General features: G+C 60.1%; 17 protein-coding genes. 8 read left to right on the top strand and 9 right to left on the bottom strand.

Annotation, left to right across the window (positions count from 1 at the left end; genetic code table 11):
* Positions 1-73: 73 nt before the first annotated feature.
* Positions 74-760, top strand: coding sequence for a GNAT family N-acetyltransferase (locus WDZ78_RS21570; protein ID WP_425674202.1), 687 nt, complete (start codon positions 74-76; stop codon positions 758-760).
* The gene (locus WDZ78_RS21565) at positions 753-983 is read left to right on the top strand and encodes a hypothetical protein (protein WP_020009073.1); all 231 of its coding nucleotides are present in this window, start codon (positions 753-755) and stop codon (positions 981-983) included. Before WDZ78_RS21570 ends, WDZ78_RS21565 begins: the two co-directional genes overlap by 8 nt.
* Here WDZ78_RS21565 and WDZ78_RS21560 read toward each other — a convergent pair.
* The 3 genes from WDZ78_RS21560 to WDZ78_RS21550 form a co-directional block, all read right to left on the bottom strand.
* Entirely contained in the window at positions 974-2,023 is a 1,050-nt protein-coding gene (locus WDZ78_RS21560) for a nickel/cobalt transporter (RefSeq protein ID WP_425674201.1), read from the bottom strand. The two genes, WDZ78_RS21565 and WDZ78_RS21560, sit on opposite strands and share 10 nt — an antisense overlap.
* On the bottom strand, positions 2,017-2,658 hold the full coding sequence (locus tag WDZ78_RS21555) for a DUF1007 family protein (protein WP_020009071.1): 642 nt from the start codon (positions 2,656-2,658) through the stop codon (positions 2,017-2,019). The genes WDZ78_RS21560 and WDZ78_RS21555 overlap by 7 nt, the downstream gene beginning before the upstream one ends.
* 107 nt (positions 2,659-2,765) lie before the next feature.
* Positions 2,766-3,944: a hypothetical protein gene (locus WDZ78_RS21550; RefSeq protein WP_425674200.1), complete on the bottom strand. Its 1,179-nt coding sequence runs from the start codon at positions 3,942-3,944 to the stop codon at positions 2,766-2,768.
* 270 nt (positions 3,945-4,214) lie between these two features.
* Here WDZ78_RS21550 and WDZ78_RS21545 point away from each other — a divergent pair, with 270 nt between their 5' ends.
* Both WDZ78_RS21545 and WDZ78_RS21540 read left to right on the top strand, forming a co-directional pair.
* Positions 4,215-4,502 carry a hypothetical protein gene (locus tag WDZ78_RS21545; RefSeq protein WP_003505460.1) on the top strand — a complete coding sequence of 96 codons (288 nt, stop codon included), beginning with the start codon at positions 4,215-4,217 and terminating at the stop codon, positions 4,500-4,502.
* Between the two features lie 541 nt (positions 4,503-5,043).
* Complete coding sequence (locus WDZ78_RS21540) at positions 5,044-5,691, top strand: outer membrane protein (protein ID WP_020009069.1); 648 nt, start codon at positions 5,044-5,046, stop codon at positions 5,689-5,691.
* A gap of 3 nt (positions 5,692-5,694) precedes the next feature.
* Here the strand turns inward: WDZ78_RS21540 and WDZ78_RS21535 are convergent, their stop codons facing one another.
* Positions 5,695-5,868 (bottom strand): hypothetical protein, encoded by a 174-nt coding sequence (locus WDZ78_RS21535; protein WP_425674199.1) that lies wholly within the window; start codon positions 5,866-5,868, stop codon positions 5,695-5,697.
* Between the two features lie 34 nt (positions 5,869-5,902).
* On the opposite strand from WDZ78_RS21535, the gene WDZ78_RS21530 reads away from it, so the two are divergent.
* Positions 5,903-7,084 (top strand): MFS transporter, encoded by a 1,182-nt coding sequence (locus WDZ78_RS21530; RefSeq protein WP_425674198.1) that lies wholly within the window; start codon positions 5,903-5,905, stop codon positions 7,082-7,084.
* 101 nt (positions 7,085-7,185) lie between these two features.
* Here the strand turns inward: WDZ78_RS21530 and WDZ78_RS21525 are convergent, their stop codons facing one another.
* The 3 genes from WDZ78_RS21525 to WDZ78_RS21515 all read right to left on the bottom strand — a co-directional run bounded on the left by WDZ78_RS21525 (position 7,186) and on the right by WDZ78_RS21515 (position 10,691).
* On the bottom strand, positions 7,186-8,178 hold the full coding sequence (locus WDZ78_RS21525) for a WD40 repeat domain-containing protein (RefSeq protein ID WP_111793182.1): 993 nt from the start codon (positions 8,176-8,178) through the stop codon (positions 7,186-7,188).
* Between the two features lie 483 nt (positions 8,179-8,661).
* Positions 8,662-9,777 (bottom strand): CobW family GTP-binding protein, encoded by a 1,116-nt coding sequence (locus tag WDZ78_RS21520; protein WP_425674197.1) that lies wholly within the window; start codon positions 9,775-9,777, stop codon positions 8,662-8,664.
* A 113-nt stretch (positions 9,778-9,890) separates the two neighbouring features.
* Positions 9,891-10,691: a creatininase family protein gene (locus WDZ78_RS21515; protein ID WP_425674196.1), complete on the bottom strand. Its 801-nt coding sequence runs from the start codon at positions 10,689-10,691 to the stop codon at positions 9,891-9,893.
* A 79-nt stretch (positions 10,692-10,770) separates the two neighbouring features.
* On the opposite strand from WDZ78_RS21515, the gene WDZ78_RS21510 reads away from it, so the two are divergent.
* The 3 genes from WDZ78_RS21510 (at position 10,771) to WDZ78_RS21500 (ending at position 13,898) form a co-directional block, all read left to right on the top strand.
* Positions 10,771-11,280 carry a MarR family winged helix-turn-helix transcriptional regulator gene (locus WDZ78_RS21510; protein WP_003505467.1) on the top strand — a complete coding sequence of 170 codons (510 nt, stop codon included), beginning with the start codon at positions 10,771-10,773 and terminating at the stop codon, positions 11,278-11,280.
* A gap of 133 nt (positions 11,281-11,413) precedes the next feature.
* Positions 11,414-12,436 carry a LacI family DNA-binding transcriptional regulator gene (locus WDZ78_RS21505; RefSeq protein ID WP_003505469.1) on the top strand — a complete coding sequence of 341 codons (1,023 nt, stop codon included), beginning with the start codon at positions 11,414-11,416 and terminating at the stop codon, positions 12,434-12,436.
* A 499-nt stretch (positions 12,437-12,935) separates the two neighbouring features.
* A complete protein-coding gene (locus tag WDZ78_RS21500; RefSeq protein ID WP_099087099.1) occupies positions 12,936-13,898 on the top strand; it encodes a 2-hydroxyacid dehydrogenase in 963 nt (320 codons plus the stop codon).
* A 232-nt stretch (positions 13,899-14,130) separates the two neighbouring features.
* On the opposite strand, the gene WDZ78_RS21495 is transcribed toward WDZ78_RS21500, so the two are convergent.
* Entirely contained in the window at positions 14,131-15,258 is a 1,128-nt protein-coding gene (locus WDZ78_RS21495) for a Gfo/Idh/MocA family protein (RefSeq protein ID WP_425674195.1), read from the bottom strand.
* 215 nt (positions 15,259-15,473) lie between these two features.
* The gene (iolB, locus tag WDZ78_RS21490; RefSeq protein WP_020009061.1) at positions 15,474-16,286 is read right to left on the bottom strand and encodes a 5-deoxy-glucuronate isomerase; all 813 of its coding nucleotides are present in this window, start codon (positions 16,284-16,286) and stop codon (positions 15,474-15,476) included.
* Between the last annotated feature and the right edge of the window lie 3 nt (positions 16,287-16,289).

Here is a 16,289-nt window from a genome sequence, read left to right as displayed (position 1 = left end):
ATCCCACCCCACATGCACTGTTGTCATCCCGCCCCGCTTGCCCTAATCCTTCTCCCAGCAAATGGGGAAGAGAATGCGCGATCTGAGTGATTTTAAGGGATGCCCGGCGCCGCAGCCGGTGGTGTTGAAGGGCCGTTACGTCACGGCCGAGCCGTTTGATCGTGAAAAACATCTCGCAAAGCTCTGGTCAGCCCTTGGCGGCGAGGGCACCAATGCGCTTCTCAAATATTTCCCGCAAAACGCCTTCCCTGATGCCGACGCCTTTGGCGACTGGCTGATCAGCGCTGGCGAGAGGCTCAACTGGGTTACGCTGGTCTTCGTTGAGAACACGACCGGCGATATCGTCGGCATGGCGAGCTATATGCGGCCTGATCCGGCCAATGGCGTGGTCGAGGTGGGCTCCGTCGCCCATGGCGCGAAGATGAAGCGCTCGCCTCTTGCCACCGAGGCGCATTACCTGATGGCGAAACATGTTTTCGAGGATCTGGGGTATCGCCGTTACGAGTGGAAGTGCCACAATGAGAACGAGCCCTCCAAGATCACGGCGAAGCGTTATGGCTTCACCTTCGAGGGCGTCTTCCGCCAGCACATGATCTCGAAGGGGCAAAATCGCGATACGGCGTGGTTTTCGATGATCGACGGGGAATGGCCGCTGATCGGCAAGGCCTTCGAAGCGTGGCTTTCGCCTGACAATTTTGCAGCCGACGGGGTGCAGAAGCGCAAGCTTGAGGATATTCGCGCGGAGCTTGCCAATGCCTGAAACGCCGACATCAGGGAAAAAGGATAGGTCGCCGGCCATTGCCGCCGCCCTTATCATCGTCGGTTTCGGGCTCGTGTTCTTCGTCATGCCGAAGATCATGCTGTGGCTGGGCGATTATTCGCCCTGGCTCGCCGCCGCCTTCGGCGCGGTTGCCGTGCTGTGTTTCTTCCTGCTGTTCTGGCTGCGCGCCCGTTACCAGCGCCGCCGCGATGATCAGAACTGAAGCGAAGCGCCGAGCAGCAGCAGCCCCATGATCAGCACGAAAAGCGCGCCGGCGATTTCGATCGCATGGCTGACGCCGGCCGCCTTGCGGCTGCCGGGGCCGGCGAAACGCACGGCGAGCCCTTTGGCCGAGACGGCCATGATGGCGAGAGCCGACACCGTTATGGCGGTGCCGAGCGACATGGCGAGTACGGAGAGCACGCCGCCGAGATAAAGCCCGTTGAGAAGCGCAAAGCTCATGACGATGATCGCGCCCGAGCATGGCCGGAGGCCGACCGCGATGATGGCTGACCATGCTTCATGCAGGCTGAAGTTCTTGCCCTTCAACAGCATGGGGTCCGGCGCATGGGACTTTCCGCAGGCGTTGCAGAGATCACCCGTGCCGTTATGCTCATGATCTGCGAAAACCGGCTTGCCCTGAAAGCGCAGCCCGGTGCCCATGCCGGTGGTTCTGCCGGCCGTGGCTTCACCTGCTGCAGCAAAAACGGCGACCGGCTCGCGCCGGATACGCAGCGACCAGAGCTTTCGCACCAGGAGCCAGGCGCCGAACAGCGCCACCATCGCGAAGCTGGCGATCTCCATCGCCTGCGTGGCCTTGGTCATGGTGATGGAGGTGCCGCGCAGCACCAGCCAGGCGGCGCCTACAAGGCCGATGGCCATCAAACCCTGAATGAGCGCCGAAACGAAAGAAATGAGAATGCCGCGTTTCAGCTGCGTTTCATTGGCGATCATGTAGGACGAAATGACCGCCTTGCCGTGGCCGGGGCCGGCGGCATGGAAAACGCCATAAGCAAAGGAAAGGCCGATCAGCGAACCGAGCGCCCAGCTGTCCTCGCGCATGGCCTTCAACGCGCCGGTCAGCGCCCGGTAAAACATCTGCTGGTGCACGTTGATCCATTGCATCAGCGGTGCGAAGGGGCCGCCGACGGAAAAGGAAGGTTCGGCCGAGCCGATGCCGAGCGGCGACTGCGCATGGGCGACACCGGCCACGGCGATGAGGCCGATGGCGACGGCGGCAAGGTGTGCCCGGCTCCTCAGCATGAGACCTCCAGCCGAGTGGCGAAGAGCTTGGTCATGTCGGTGCCGGTCGGATCGTTGAAAAAGGCGTCGGTCAGAGAACTCTGGTTCTGCGAGATCACCTCGTCGGGATCGGGGCGGATGATATGATGCTTGCAGGCGTTCAGATCCTTGCCCTGCGTCGCGATATCGCTGTCCTTGGCGAAATCGATCGCCGTGTACATGGTTGGATCCCAGGCGCCGAAGCTGAGCTTGCCCTTGACAGCGAGCGGCTTGGTCGGCTTCACGGAGAAGAACATCAGAATCTGCTGGTCCTTGTAGTCCACGTGAATGGCGTCGGGCTTGGAAAACTCCACCGGTTTTCCATTGGCGGTGATGAAGGTGTAATAGGAATATTCGGCGAGCGATTCCAGCACCGTATTGCCGATTTCGGCCAGCTCGTCCTTGTCCAGCTTCAGATCGCTGTTCTTGTCGTAATCCATCACCACGCTTGCCGAAAACATCTCGTCAAAACGCCAGATATTGCGCACTTCCTGAACGGTGCCGTTAGGCCCCTCGACGATTTCCATCCGGGCTTCGGCAAAGATGTGCGGATGCGCAGCCGCGGCGACAGGAACGCAGGCGAGGCCGGCCGCGAGGAGCAAAAAGCGTCTGTTCATTATCCGGTCTGTCCTGCCTTCGAATCTTGAAGACCCGACTCTAGCAGAAATTGGGACCGAATTTCGACCTGATGCGTCTGATCCTTCGCGCGGGTCGCCAGGGAATTTCAGAAGGTGCCGCTGAAACGCGAGGTGATGCTGGAGCCGCTATAGGCGAGGTCGGTGTCGCGCTCACCATGCAGCAGGCGGTTGAACTCCAGCTCCAGCTTGCTGTTCTTGCCGGTATCGAAGGACAGCGTTGCGACCAGTCTTCGCTCGCTGGTATCGTAATTATAATAGATCCAGTCCTTGTGGACCCGGTTCAACGCAAGATCGAGCCCGACCTTTTCGGCGAGCCGGCTTTTCATGACGAGTTGCCAGCGACGGTGAAACTCGGCAATCGGATCATCCGGATCGAAAAGCGCATAGTCCTGCGAATAGCCGACGCCGAAGGCGATGCGCTCGGTGGCCTTCACCTCGGCTTCAGCCCGGAGATAGGGCCGGGTACGCTTTACCTTGTCGCTGATCTCATCACCGGAAATGGATGTGAAGCCCGCCTCGGCCAGAACCGCGAAGCGATCGGAGAACTTGTAGCCATAGGCCAGCGAGCCGCGCAGCGTATTGGCGGGGAAACGCTCATATTTTTCCTGTTGCCCCTCGGGCACGACGATACGGTCATAAGCAAGCGTCAGGCCCGCCTCGCCGCCGGCCAGCGGCCGCGCATGTTCGGCCTTCAGCGATAAAAGCGCCTCGTTTGCCTCCAGCCGGGTGGGCATGAAATAGGCCGGACGGAACCGCGCCTTGCCCTTCATCAGGCTGGCGAAGCTTGCCGTCAGCGTGTTCTTGCCGCCGAGCGCAAGGACGCCAAGCTGGGAAGAGGCCTCCAGCTTGTGATCGAGCTGCCGGTAACCAATGTCTTCTTCGGGCAGATGCAGGAAGATATCGCCGGCATCGCTGCGGGTGCCGCGCAGCTCGATGGCCCATTCCAGCTTTTCGGAAAACCGTTTAGTCAGTCCCAGCGCCGCGATGGTGTTGTGTTCATTGGCGAAGCGGTAACGGGGGAGGCGGACTTCCTCGTGTTCGAGCGAATAACGCAGCTCCGCACCATCAAGCACAACCTTGCCGTTGAGCCCGAAGCCGGCGCGCAGCGAAATTGCGCTCAGCCTGTTGGTGTCGGCGAAATAATTGGTGTCATAAGCAATACCGGACTTATAGGTGACATTATGCTCATCAGCCTTTTCACCCGCCCGCGCGCCGCAGGCGCAGGCAAGGCCGAGAACAAGCGCGATATATCCCCCCAGCCGCATTCGCATCTCCGGTCTCTAATTAAGCAATATCTTATATTTGGATGGTTAATAAAGTCTCCCGCACCGTTTTACTTTCGTAACTGAAACTCATGGCGTCTATGTCAAAATAGAGATGGCGGGTTCGAAAAGACGATATGTAAAATTCTATTAAAATCACCAGTATTAAAGTTAACTGTTTATTTTAATATTAGCCTTTGCTTGAATTAGAATCCTCTAAATATACAGTTCAGTTACGCCAGATGGCGTGATCAAACAAAAGAGGAGAGAGAAATGATTGCAAAGTTCGCTTGTGTAGCCGCTATTCTTACTGTCGCTTCCGTTGGTCAGGCCAATGCGGGCGGTCTTCTGGGTGGCATCCTGTCCGGCAACAGCAACAAGGGCGGCGCCCTTGTCGTCGTCTCGCCGAGCATCGATCTCGGCGTCAGCGGCATCCTGTCCAATAACGGGATTCTGAACGGCAACAAGACCGGCATCCTGAACGGCCTGCTGAACGGCAACAAGACGTCAGTCGATGTCATCGACAACAAGAATGACGGCGGCAAGAAGCGCCGGCACTAACTGAAATTTGGAACGGGATGGCGAAACCATCGGGCTTTTCTCCATCCCGCTCCAGCGAAACAGTTCGAAAATCATCAGGGATTTTCGACGCGAACGATGCGCAGCGCATAAGCCGGCAATGAACCACGAGTTGCGTGTGTTTGACGCATGGCATTTCCGGCAAGAACAAACGGCGCATCGCATGACTGGAAGGGGGCCTTGCGGCCCTCTTTTTTTGTCCGGGTCGCTGACAGGAACGACCCACACAAAAGTGCCTGAAGACCACTACTCATGATGGTTTTGTGAAGTCGTGAGAGCCCAGTTGCGGCAGAGCGGACGCCCTATGAATGTCCGCGTGAATTCCGGTTTATATTTGGTAAATATTGCAGATATTAATGGGAATACGTTCCGCGGCGGCCTTTTTGTCTAAGCTATTTACGCGATTTTAACCACGATGTTCTTCAATCTGTGGGTGCGCTAACCCCGTCATGATGCTGCGCTTCTGGTCGCGAAATACTCGCAGCCCGCAGGTGACGGGATGTTATTTTCAAGGAGCTATCGCATGTTGAAACAATCTCTTCTCGCGCTCGGCCTGCTCGGCGTTCTCTCCGGCGTGGCCGCTGCCGCCGACGCCGTCAGCGATATTCCGTCCGCACCTGTTGTCAACGACGTTGCGCCCGCCTTTTCCTGGGATGGTGTTTATCTGGGTGCGTCTGCGGGTTACGGCTGGAACCGGGTCAAGTCGACGACTTTTGGCGTCACCACGAAACATGAATTTGACGGCGGCCGTTTTTCCGGTTTCGCAGGCTATAATGCCGAAGTTGCCCCCTCCGTCATTCTTGGCGTTGAAGGCGATCTCGGTTACGCCTGGGGCGACAAGACCATCGTCACCAGCGAGGTTTCGGCAGGCCTGAACGGCTCTGCGCGCCTGCGCGCCGGTTACGCGATCGACCGCGCGCTGATCTATACCGCCGCCGGCTACACCGCGACGGACAGCGAAGTCAAAGCCCCGTTCGGTCAGGACAGCAAGGTCCTGCACGGCTGGACGGTTGGCGCGGGCGTCGACTATGCCTTCACCAACAACCTGTTCGGACGCGTCGAATATCGTTACAACGATTTCGGCAAGGCAACCTACCATACTGGTCCGATCACTTCGACCGGTGATGTCAGCGAACACGTCGTCAAGGTTGGCCTTGGCGTGAAGTTCTGACGGTTATTCCGTTTTCGACAGGGGGCGGCGCAGCGTTGCGACGCCCCACACGCCTAATGCGGTGGCGCCGGCATCGATCCGGCGAGGCTTGAAGGCGTTCCGCCGGAAACGAAAACGCACATTGCCTTCCGCGCAGGCTTGAACAGCGGGCCGTTTTGATGTGATGGTGGGTTCCATTCCACTCCCGCTTGCCAGTCTCCAGTCGATTCCCATGCTACAGAAAAGCACTTCGCCAGGCGCTTTTGACCGTCAGGCCTATTTGATCGCGCTGCTGGTTTTCATCGCCGGCAGCACCAATGCCGCTATCGTGCCGTTTATCGGGTTCTACATCATTCAGGTGCTCGGCCATCCGCCGGCGACGCTCGGTCTTTACAGCGTAACGGCGGCGCTGGCCTCCATCGCTGCCAGCCGTCTTTATGGCGAGCGGGTGGATTCCGGCGTGCGGATCAGGCCGCTGCTCATGCTTTCCGTCGCAGGCGCCTTCGTGGCGGCGGCGGCCGCAAGTTTCGGGCATCTGGCGCTGTTGGTTGCGGTAACGGCGACGGGCATGGGGCTTTCCAACGCCGCCACCACCCTCGTCTTCAGTTACGGCCGTTATCATGGCCGGGTCGAGGCGCTCGATACCACCGCTTATAACGCCTTCCTCAGAATGACGGTGTCGCTGGCCTGGATGCTGCTGCCGGCTGCAGCTTTCCTGATCGTTGATCTCGCCGGCGCAAAAGCCGTCTTCGTGAATGCCATGCTGATGGCGGCCATCTGGGGTGCGCTTGCGCTTGCCATCGTGCCGCGTGGGCAGACCTGCCCGATGGAGCGGCGGGATGAGGGCGCGGCCGATGCGGGGCGCAACCTGCCGCTGCTGATGGCGGCGGCGGCCAGTTTCTGCATGTCTTTCGCCCATGCTCTCTGCGCCTCGGCCCTGCCGGTATTTCTGGTGCGCGAGGTGGGCCTGCCGGATTATGCGCCGGGCCTGTCGCTCAGCGTCAAATGCGCCATGGAAGTCCTGCTTATCCTGCTCGCGCCGAGGATCATGCGCCGGATCAGCGCGCGGTTGCTTCTGAGCATCGCGGCGGTGACGGCGATCATCGCTTTCAACATCATCGCTTCGGTCACGACCCTGCCGGCCATGCTGGTGGGGGCGGCCATGGAAGGTTCCTACTACGGCCTCTTTGCCGGTACGTGCCTCACCTTCGTGCAGGGCTTTGCCCGCGGGCGCACGGCGCGGGCGACGGCGCTCTACATGAATTCGATCTTTCTTGCCGCACTTTTTGCGGTGCCGCTGATGGGGTTCGTGTCGCAATATGCAAGCTTCGGCGCCTCCATCCGGCTTGCTTCGGTCGGTGCGGGCGCTGCGCTGCTGCTCTTGTTTCTGACGAGGCGGCAGGTGGCCGATTAGGGCGCTCCGGTCCGGGTGGGGAGGATTTTATCTGGCCATGCGGCCCGAAACATTCCTCATTCCTGTGAGAAGGACAGGAATGAGGAGCAGGGTGTTGGCCCTCAAGCCGAAATATCGATGATCCCGCAATCGCCCGCTTCCGAGGCGAAGGCGAGCAATTTGCCGGTGGCGCTCCAGTCCATGGCTGTAATGGCGCCCTTGCCGGGGCGGCGAAGCAGGGCTTCCTTGCCGTCGGCCAGGCGCACACCGAGGATCATGCCGTCGATGAAGCCGATGGCGAGCACGTCTTCCACCGGGTGGAAGGCGACATTGGTGACCATGATATTGGCGCGGCTGCCGAGTTCTTCCGGGGCCTTGCCCATCGGGCCGTCCTTGCCGGAAAATGGCCAGACGATGGCGGCGGGCGCACCTGATGAGGCGAGCCATTTGCCCTTTGCCGACCAGGAAATGGATTTCACCTTGGCGGGATAACCGGTCATGCGCATGTGGCGGGCTTCCATGCCGCCCTTGGTCGCTTCCATCTTCCAGCCATGCAGGGCGTTTTCCTGCATGGTGGTGACGAGGAACTTGCCATCGGGCGAGAAGGTGACGCCGGTATGCGCGCCCTTCCATTCCAGATCGACCGGATCGCCCGCGCTTGCCACCCAATGCAGCGTCACGCCGTTATAACGGGCGACTGCGATGCGCAGGCCCTTGGGCGCAAAGGCGATGGCCTCCACCGTGCGCTCTTCCTTGAATTCCTTGACCGTACCGTCGGATAGCCGCACGAAGCTGGACTTGCCGACGCCATAAGCCACCGCCTTCTGCGGCCCGCCGGCAACGACGCCCACCCATTTGCGCGGCACATTGGCGAGCTCGCTGATACTGCCGTCATGGCCGATGCGCAGCACACGGCCGTCTTCGCCGCCGGAAAGCAGCGTGGCGCTGTAGGGATCGCGAATGCAGGTCAGAAGCCCGTCATGCGCCTCTGTCACCTTCTCTCCGCCATCCAGCCGGTGAATGGTGCCGGCGGCGGTGGCAAACAGGGGAATGTCGCCGAGAAAATGGGTCGAGACCACGTGGCCTTCGATATCAAGCGGGGCAACAGTCGGCATGGGGCATCGGTCTTTCGTATCTGTGTCGGATGGGGTGACGATGTCGACCCCGGCGGCAGGCATGGTTCTAAAACATTTCGGGCAAAAGCGGAACCGCTTTTACGTTCGGACGATTCGTGAAATCAAGGAGATAGAGCGATTTGTGGTAGAGGAACCACCCTACACGGCAGTTGAAAATCATTGACGCTCCGGCGCTCCGGGCTCACCCCCCTCTGTCCTGCCGGACATCTCCCCCTCAAGGGGGAGATCGCTCCGTGGCGAGGTTTCGCACCTCTCGACGGTCGAGAATGAAGTGACAAGAGAGCGTCTTGCCGATCTCCCCCCTTGAGGGGGAGATGTCCGGCAGGACAGAGGGGGTGAGCCCGGAGCGCCGGAGTGTCAATGATTTTCAACCGCCGTGTAGGGTGTCGAAGAACGCGCGTCGGGCGGATGACGGACGCAGCCGCACCCCGGCTCAGGGCCGGGGTGACGGAGGGATAAGGATCAGGCCGTCGCGAGGCAGGCGTTGAAGCTCTTTTCCAGCTTCTCGCGGTCCAGTTCGCGACCGATGAAGACGAGGCGGCTTTCGCGCTTTTCGTCTTCCTTCCACGGGCGCTGGTGGTCGCCCTCGATGATCATGTGCACGCCCTGCACCACGTAACGCTCGGCATCGCCCTTGAAGGCGATGATGCCCTTGAGGCGCAGGATGTTCGGGCCGTCGGTCTGGGTGACCTTCTGGATCCACGGGAAGAAGCGTTCGGGGTTCATCTCGCCGCCGCGCAGCGAGACCGACTGCACCGTCACGTCATGGATCGGCGAAACCGCGCCGTGGTGGTGATCGTGCCCATGGTCGTGATCGTGGTGGTGATGCCCGTGATCGTGGTCATGGTCGTGATGATGGTGATCATGATCGTGGTGGTGATGATCGCAATCGGGGCCGCAGACGTGGTCGTCATGGCCGTGCTCGAGGAAATGCGGATCGTTTTCCAGCGCGCGCTCCAGATTGAAGGCGCCCTGGTCGAGAACGCGGGCAAGATCGACACCCGACCGGGTGGTCTTGTAGATGCGCGCGGACGGGTTGATGGCGCGCACGATATCCTCGATGCGGACCACTTCCTCAGGCGAAACGAGATCGGTCTTGTTGACGACGACGACATCGGCAAAGGCGATCTGGTCTTCAGCCTCGCGGCTGTCCTTCAGGCGCAGCGGCAGGTGCTTGGCGTCAACGAGGGCGACGACGGCGTCAAGCTCGGTCTTTGCGCGCACGTCGTCATCCATGAAGAAGGTCTGGGCGACGGGAACCGGATCGGCAAGGCCTGTCGTTTCAACGATGATGCCGTCGAAACGGCCGGGCCGGCGCATCAGGCCTTCCACGACGCGGATCAAATCGCCGCGCACCGTGCAGCACACGCAGCCATTGTTCATTTCGTAGATTTCTTCATCAGACTCGACGATCAGATCGTTGTCGATGCCGATCTCGCCGAATTCATTGACGATGACAGCGTATTTCTTGCCGTGGTTCTCGGAGAGAATGCGGTTGAGAAGCGTCGTCTTGCCGGCGCCGAGATATCCCGTCAGGACGGTGACTGGAATGGGCTTGGCTATAGCTGTTTCGGTCATGGAAAACCCCGCGTGGAGAGAGGCTATCAAGCCTCAGGAAGATGTGTCGTCGTCCATATAGGCGCGACGCCCTGGCAGTTCAAAGAGATTTTGGCCGAATTCGGCCATGTCACTCAAATTTTGTTATGAAATAACGTTATGTCAAAAGCGTGGATATCTTCAAGCAGTTCGACTAGGCCATTCACAGCGTGGGAAATCAGCCTTTCGCCCTTTTCCGCTGTCGCGGCGGCGGCGTTTCCGGCAGCCCCGTCAGGGTTGAGATCGCTCATCAGCCAGCCGAAGGCGTGTGGGCCATAGGCGCGCAGGTGTTTGAAGCGGCTGGCGAAATCGCTCTGGCGGGAGGGAAAGTCGGCGGCCTTCTGCATCGCCACCCGCTCGGGGTGAAGCGCCAGCATGACCGATGTCTCGATATCGCCGCCATGAATGTCGACCGCCTTGTCCTGCGGCTTCACGATATCGGCCGGCACGCCGAAACGGGTCCAGCTTGTGGCGACCGCCAGCATGCCGAAACGGGCACGGGCCTCGGTGGCGACAATGGTCATCAGCGGTGAATTGCCGCCATGGGCGTTCAGCATCACGACTTTACGCACGCCCTTTTTATATTCCGTCTCGGCAATGCCGAGCCAGCGCTCGATGGCCTCATCGTAACGCAAGGTCTTGGTGCCCGGCACATTCATGTGTTCGATGGAATATCCGACCGGTTCCACCGGCAGGAAGGAGACAGGCAGATGGCGGGGCAGGGCGGCGGCGAGGCGGGCGACAATGCCTTCGGCAATCAGCGTATCGGTCTCGAAGGGCAGGTGAGGCCCGTGCTGTTCATGCGCGCCGAGCGGCAGCACGGAAATTGCACCTGTTGCGCGAAGATGAGGGTCTGTTACGTTTTCGTCGTGATAATGCGTGTATGAGTTTGGCATCTGGCAGTCCGCGCGTGTATTCGGTAAGGATTTCCAGCAACATATATCGGTTCCGCCACAGGGTAAAAGGCACTCGCATATGAGCAAGGACAAATCCGGGCATAAGGACAAAAGCGCCAAGAAGGAAAAGGGCGGCAAGAAGGTAAAGGACGCCAAAAAGAGGGATGAGAACTTCAACCCCGAGGAGCTGGCGCAATCCATTACCCAGGCCGCCCGCTCCATGCGCACGGCGCTGAGCCACAGCCTTGCCGAAAGCGGGCTTTATGCCGGGCAGGACGGCGTCATCTTGGCGCTGGCGCAGGAAGGCAGCCTGACGCCGGGGCAGATCGCCCAGAAACTCGGCGTCAAGGCGCCCACCATGACGCGCACCATCGGCCGCATGGAAGCCCAGGGTTTCGTGGAACGCAGCGGCGACGACGAGGATGGCCGCGTGACGCTGGTGAAGCTGACGGAAACGGGCCTGAAAAGCGTCGACCACATCAACACCTCGATAGCCGATTGCGGAGCGAGGGCGATTGAAGGGCTTTCGGCCAAGGATATTCGCAACGTTGTTAAACTTCTCAAGGCAATCGACGCCAATCTTCAATAATTTTGTTGAAATTTTTAAAAGAACCATCTGTTTTGTGGGTATTCCTTAAACGGGTTGCGGATTTTGTTTAAATTGTTTAATTGCAATTTAAACGGAGACATCCGTCAGTGACACGCGTTTGGGGAGGAATGCCGTGGCCCAAAAGGTCAAACTGTCTACGATTGCCGAAAGCCTCGGTCTTTCGACCGCCACCATCTCTCTTGCATTGCGCGATAGCCCGCTGGTCGCTGCCGACACGCGGGACAAGATCAAGGAACAGGCGCGGGCGCTGGGTTATATCTATAACCGCCGCGCCGCCAGCCTGCGCACCTCGCGCTCCGGCATTGTCGGCGTGGTGTTCCATGATGTGATGAACCCGTTTTACGGGGAAATCCTCAAAGCCATCGAAAGCGAGCTGGATCGCAGCCGCCAGACCTTCATTCTTTCCAACCATTATGATTCGGTGGAAAAACAGCGCACCTTCATCGAGACGCTGCTGCAGCTCGGTTCCGACGGCATCATCATGTCGCCCGCCATCGGCACGCCGATCGAGGACATGACGCTGGCCGAAGAAAACGGCATGCCCGCCATTCTGGTGGCGCGCTCGATGGACGGCGTCGACATGCCGACCTATCGCGGCGATGACAGCTACGGCATTTCGCTTGCCACCAACCACCTGATCAGCCTCGGCCACCGCACCATCGCCATGGTTGGCGGCACGGACCAGACCTCGACCGGACGCGACCGTTACCAGGGTTACGTCAATGCGCTGCGCAAGGCGGGCATCGAGGTTGATCCGAACCTGCGCATTCCCGGCCCGCGCTCCAAGCAGGGCGGGTTTGAGGCGGCGGTGCATTTCCTGTCGCTGCCGCAGAAGCCGACCGCGGCCGTGTGCTGGAACGATCTCGTCGCCATCGGTCTCATGAACGGCATTTCCCGTGCGGGTCTGGTGCCGGGTGTCGATATCTCGGTAACCGGCTACGACGATCTGGAAGAAGCCGCGATCGCCACCCCGGCGCTGACCACCGTTTCCAACGGCCAGGCCGAAGTAGGGCGCTTAGCGGCCCGCGCATTGCTCGACAGGCTGGCGGGCAGCCATGAGCCTGACGGCATTCACCTCATCAAGCCGGAAATGCGTATCCGGCAATCGACCGGGCCGGTGCGGCCGCGGGTGTGAGCCTGACCTGATGTGCAGGAGTGGTCTTGGCGTCGCACTTCCCCGTCTCACGCTTTGACCCGAAAGCCAGCCGAGGTGCGTCCGCGCGGCGGGAAAGGACTCTTTTTTAGGAAGATGGTCCCGCCACCTGCGCCGACGTCATCCTCGGGCTTGTCCCGAGGATCTGCAACGTCTTGATTTTGTCGACGTGATTAGATCCTTGGGACAAGCCCAAGGATGACGTCGCGAGAAACCATATCCTTCGCGCTTGACCTCCGTTCAGGCGCAACCTCTCTAGAGATTTATACCGAATACCGGCGGATCAGGTCGGCATGACGGACGTGCATGTGTCGCAAAAAAATCGGCATGAAACTTCCGTCTGGCCCCATAGCATCCCCTTATTGCCCTTTTCACGGCCGTCTTTGTTTGAAAGGATCGCCGCCCAGAGGAGTGGGATGGCGAAAGGTTCGCCTGAAGCCTGCTCCGGCTATTGGAATGTTATCAGGAGGAATATCCGCTCATGTCTGACAAAAAGGCCGTCGTTCTCGTTCCCGGCAAGATCAACCCGCGCGTTCTTGAACGCCTCGAAGGCAAGGTCGAGATCGTGACAGTGCCTGCCGGCGCCGAGCCGGTTCTGCCTGAGGGTGCGGCGGAGCGCATCAATGCCGTCGCTGTTTCCGGCGTCGTCAACGCCAAATGGATCGATGCGTTGCCGAAGCTGGAGATCATCGCCAATTTCGGTGTGGGTTATGATGGCGTGGATGCCAAACATGCCGCCACGCGCGGCATCGTGGTGACGAATACGCCCGACGTGCTGAACGATGAAGTGGCGGATACGACGATTGCGCTTTTGATCAATACCGTGCGCCGGCTCTATCAGGCCGAGACTTGGCTGCGTGACGGCAAATGGGTTGGCGAAGGGCCGTTTGCCCTCTCTCCCTTCTCGCTGCGCGGCCGCAAGGTGGGTCTGTTCGGCATGGGCCGTATCGGCCAGGAAATCGCCAAGCGGCTGGAGCCCTTCAAGGTGGAGATCGGATACCACACCCGCAGCAAGCGGGATGGCCTCCCCTATACCTATTACGGTTCGCTGAAGGAGATGGCGGAGGCTGTCGACATCCTGATCTGCATCGTGCCGGGCACGCCGGAAACGCATAAGGCGATCAACGCCGAAATCCTGACGGCGCTTGGGCCTGAGGGCGTATTCGTCAATGTCGGGCGCGGCTCCAGCGTCGATGAGGATGCGCTGCTTGAGGCGCTTAAAAACGGTGCTTTGGGAGCTGCCGGCCTCGACGTGTTCTATGCCGAGCCGAAGGTGCCGGAAGCCTTCCTGTCGCTGCCGAATGTCTCCCTGCTGCCGCACGTCGCCTCCGCCTCGGTTCCGACGCGCAATGCGATGGCCGATCTGGTTGCGGATAATATTCTCGGCTGGTTCAGGGATGGCACGGTGCTGACGCCGGTGCCGGAAACGCCGGTCAAGGGGTAATCCTTTTCCAGCGTCATCCTCGGGCTTGTCCCACTGCTGCCCGGTTTAAATTTCCAGACAGGCTGCAGTCCCCTTGAAGTCGGTGGTGAGGGGTGCACATTCTCTCGACGTCATCCTCGGCCCTGTGCCGAGGATCTAATCACGTCGAATAAAATCAAGGCGTTGCAGGTGCTCGGGACAGGCCCGAGCATGACGAAAGAGGTGAAACTTGGCGCTCACCTCATACCCGTCCCTATTCCGCAATCTCCTCCGCCGTCACCCAGCGCCCTTCGGCAAACGACCGGGCCATGGCGTGGATGCTGCGCTCGATCTTCAGCCCTTCCTCGAAATCGATGATATGGGCCTTCTTTCCCTCGATCGCCGCTATCAGTTCGCGGCATTCGATCACCTTCAGATCATTGAAGCCGAGGCCGTGGCCGGGGGCGGGGATGAAGCGGTCATAGGGCTTGTGGTGGGGGGCGGTGAGGATGGTTCTGAAACCCTGCTCCTCGGGGCGTCCGTCCGTGGTGTAGAGCTGGAATTCGTTCATCCGCTCCTGGTCGAACAGGATCGAGCCGGTGGAGCCATAAATTTGGATGGCGATGCGGCCCTTGCGGCCCCAGGCGGAGCGGTTGGCGATGAGCACGGCGGAAATGCCGCCCTCAAGCTTCAAGAGAACGCTGGCAAGATCATGCGTCTCGACGGCGCGCTCGCCGCCGCCGGCAAGCGGGCGGGTCTCATAGGGTTTCACCATATCGGTGATGGCGCTTTCGGCATGGCCGAACAGGGCAAAGAGCAGCGATAACGGATGCACGGCGAAATCGTCCAGCGCGCCGTAACCGGAGGACGCCTCGCTTTTCCAGTAGAAGGGCTGGGTAGCGTCGGCCATGAAGTCCTCGTCCATTTCGGCGCGGACGTGATAGACCCTGCCGATTGCGCCCTCGTCGATCAGGCGGCGCATGTGGCGGATGACAGGGTTCTGGATGTAGTTGTAACCCATGGCTGCCGCTTTGCCGGAACGGCGGGCGGCATCGCGCATCTTTACCGCATCGGCAAAGGCGGGCGCCATCGGCTTTTCGCACCAGACATGTTTGCCGGCCTCAAGGGCGGCAATCGCCATTTCCGGATGGAAAGCATTCGGTGTGGTGACCGAGATGACGTCGATCTCGGGATCGGACAGCAGGTCGCGCCAGTTGCCTGTCGAGCGGGCGAAGCCGAACTCGGCGGCTTTCTTTGCGGCAAGCTCGGGATTGACTTCCGCGAGCGTCACGAGGCGGGGGCGCTCCACATCGCCGAAGACGCTGGTGACATTGTTCCACGCCAGCGCGTGGCATTTGCCCATGTAACCGGTGCCGATAAGGCCCACGCCAAGAGCGGCCATGGTATTCTCCTCCCGAGAGTTTTAGAATTAAATCAATGTATTGAGCGTTTATTGAAATGTGGCAGGCGAAACAAAGCCCCTCCGCCCTCATCCCTGTGCTTGTCACAGGGATCCAGCCAGCCCAAGTCCTTGGGCTGGGAAGACTCTCCCCGTCGCGCAGACGCGCGCCGGCTGGATTCCTGTGACAAGCACAGGAATGAGGACAGGTGAGTGAATTACGGATTATCCCGCTTGAAAATCCAGTCGTGATCCGGGTGGTTCTTGAAGCGCCATTTGCGCATCGGCCCCGCCATCACGTTCAGATAATACATCTCGTAACCATAGGGCGCGCCGCAGGGGTGATGGCCCTTCGGGACGAGCACGACATCGCCATCCGACACCGCCATGGTCTCGTCCAGCGAGCCGTCCTCAGTGAAGACACGCTGGAAGCCGAAACCCTGCGCCGGGTTGAGGCGATGATAATAGGTCTCCTCCAGATAGGTCATGTCGGGGTAGTTGTCCTCGTCATGCCGGTGCGGCGGATAGGACGACCAGTTGCCTGATGGCGTGAAGACCTCCGTTACCAGCAGGCTGTCGGCCACGTCGCGTTCTTCCATGGCGATGGGGAAGATATAACGCGTATTGGCGCCCTTGCCGCGTTCGGTCAGCTGCACACCGGTTGGGCCAATCTGCTGCGCCTCACGGCTGCCTTTTTCGCCGGGTGCGGTGCAGACGCCGACGGTGCAGTCGGTCGTCGCCGTCAGCGACCAGTCAGAGCCGGCGGGAACATAAACGCAATGCGGCGGCTTGCGCTCGAAGACATTCATGCGGTCGCCAAGTTCGCCGAACTCCTTGCCGCCTGCGGAAATCTTCGCCTTGCCTTCGACCAGCACGAGGATGACTTCCGTATCGCCGGTGTTTTCCGCCGCCGTTTCGCCCGGCTTCAGGCGGTAGAGGCCGAAGCCGACATAACCCCAATCCGCGCTTTGGGGCGTGATATCGTGCACCTTGCCGCTGGTCGCGACCGGCTTGCGCAGAAGTGAGGTCATGGT

Origin of the sequence: Agrobacterium sp. M50-1, assembly GCF_049843495.1 — a bacterium.
Classification (GTDB): domain Bacteria; phylum Pseudomonadota; class Alphaproteobacteria; order Rhizobiales; family Rhizobiaceae; genus Agrobacterium; species Agrobacterium radiobacter.
Note: the sequence above shows the minus strand (reverse complement) of the source record. Positions and strands in the feature narration are given on the sequence as shown.

Coding starts and splice junctions, on each gene's coding strand:
- WDZ78_RS21515 (WP_425674196.1), bottom strand. CDS start 10,691: ATGCCAAACTCATACACGCATTATCACGACGAAAACGTAACAGACCCT.
- iolB (WP_020009061.1), bottom strand. CDS start 16,286: ATGACCTCACTTCTGCGCAAGCCGGTCGCGACCAGCGGCAAGGTGCAC.
- WDZ78_RS21500 (WP_099087099.1), top strand. CDS start 12,936: ATGTCTGACAAAAAGGCCGTCGTTCTCGTTCCCGGCAAGATCAACCCG.
- WDZ78_RS21535 (WP_425674199.1), bottom strand. CDS start 5,868: ATGGAACCCACCATCACATCAAAACGGCCCGCTGTTCAAGCCTGCGCG.
- WDZ78_RS21540 (WP_020009069.1), top strand. CDS start 5,044: ATGTTGAAACAATCTCTTCTCGCGCTCGGCCTGCTCGGCGTTCTCTCC.
- WDZ78_RS21510 (WP_003505467.1), top strand. CDS start 10,771: ATGAGCAAGGACAAATCCGGGCATAAGGACAAAAGCGCCAAGAAGGAA.
- WDZ78_RS21545 (WP_003505460.1), top strand. CDS start 4,215: ATGATTGCAAAGTTCGCTTGTGTAGCCGCTATTCTTACTGTCGCTTCC.
- WDZ78_RS21555 (WP_020009071.1), bottom strand. CDS start 2,658: ATGAACAGACGCTTTTTGCTCCTCGCGGCCGGCCTCGCCTGCGTTCCT.
- WDZ78_RS21570 (WP_425674202.1), top strand. CDS start 74: ATGCGCGATCTGAGTGATTTTAAGGGATGCCCGGCGCCGCAGCCGGTG.
- WDZ78_RS21550 (WP_425674200.1), bottom strand. CDS start 3,944: ATGCGGCTGGGGGGATATATCGCGCTTGTTCTCGGCCTTGCCTGCGCC.
- WDZ78_RS21530 (WP_425674198.1), top strand. CDS start 5,903: ATGCTACAGAAAAGCACTTCGCCAGGCGCTTTTGACCGTCAGGCCTAT.
- WDZ78_RS21525 (WP_111793182.1), bottom strand. CDS start 8,178: ATGCCGACTGTTGCCCCGCTTGATATCGAAGGCCACGTGGTCTCGACC.
- WDZ78_RS21495 (WP_425674195.1), bottom strand. CDS start 15,258: ATGGCCGCTCTTGGCGTGGGCCTTATCGGCACCGGTTACATGGGCAAA.
- WDZ78_RS21520 (WP_425674197.1), bottom strand. CDS start 9,777: ATGACCGAAACAGCTATAGCCAAGCCCATTCCAGTCACCGTCCTGACG.
- WDZ78_RS21565 (WP_020009073.1), top strand. CDS start 753: ATGCCTGAAACGCCGACATCAGGGAAAAAGGATAGGTCGCCGGCCATT.
- WDZ78_RS21560 (WP_425674201.1), bottom strand. CDS start 2,023: ATGCTGAGGAGCCGGGCACACCTTGCCGCCGTCGCCATCGGCCTCATC.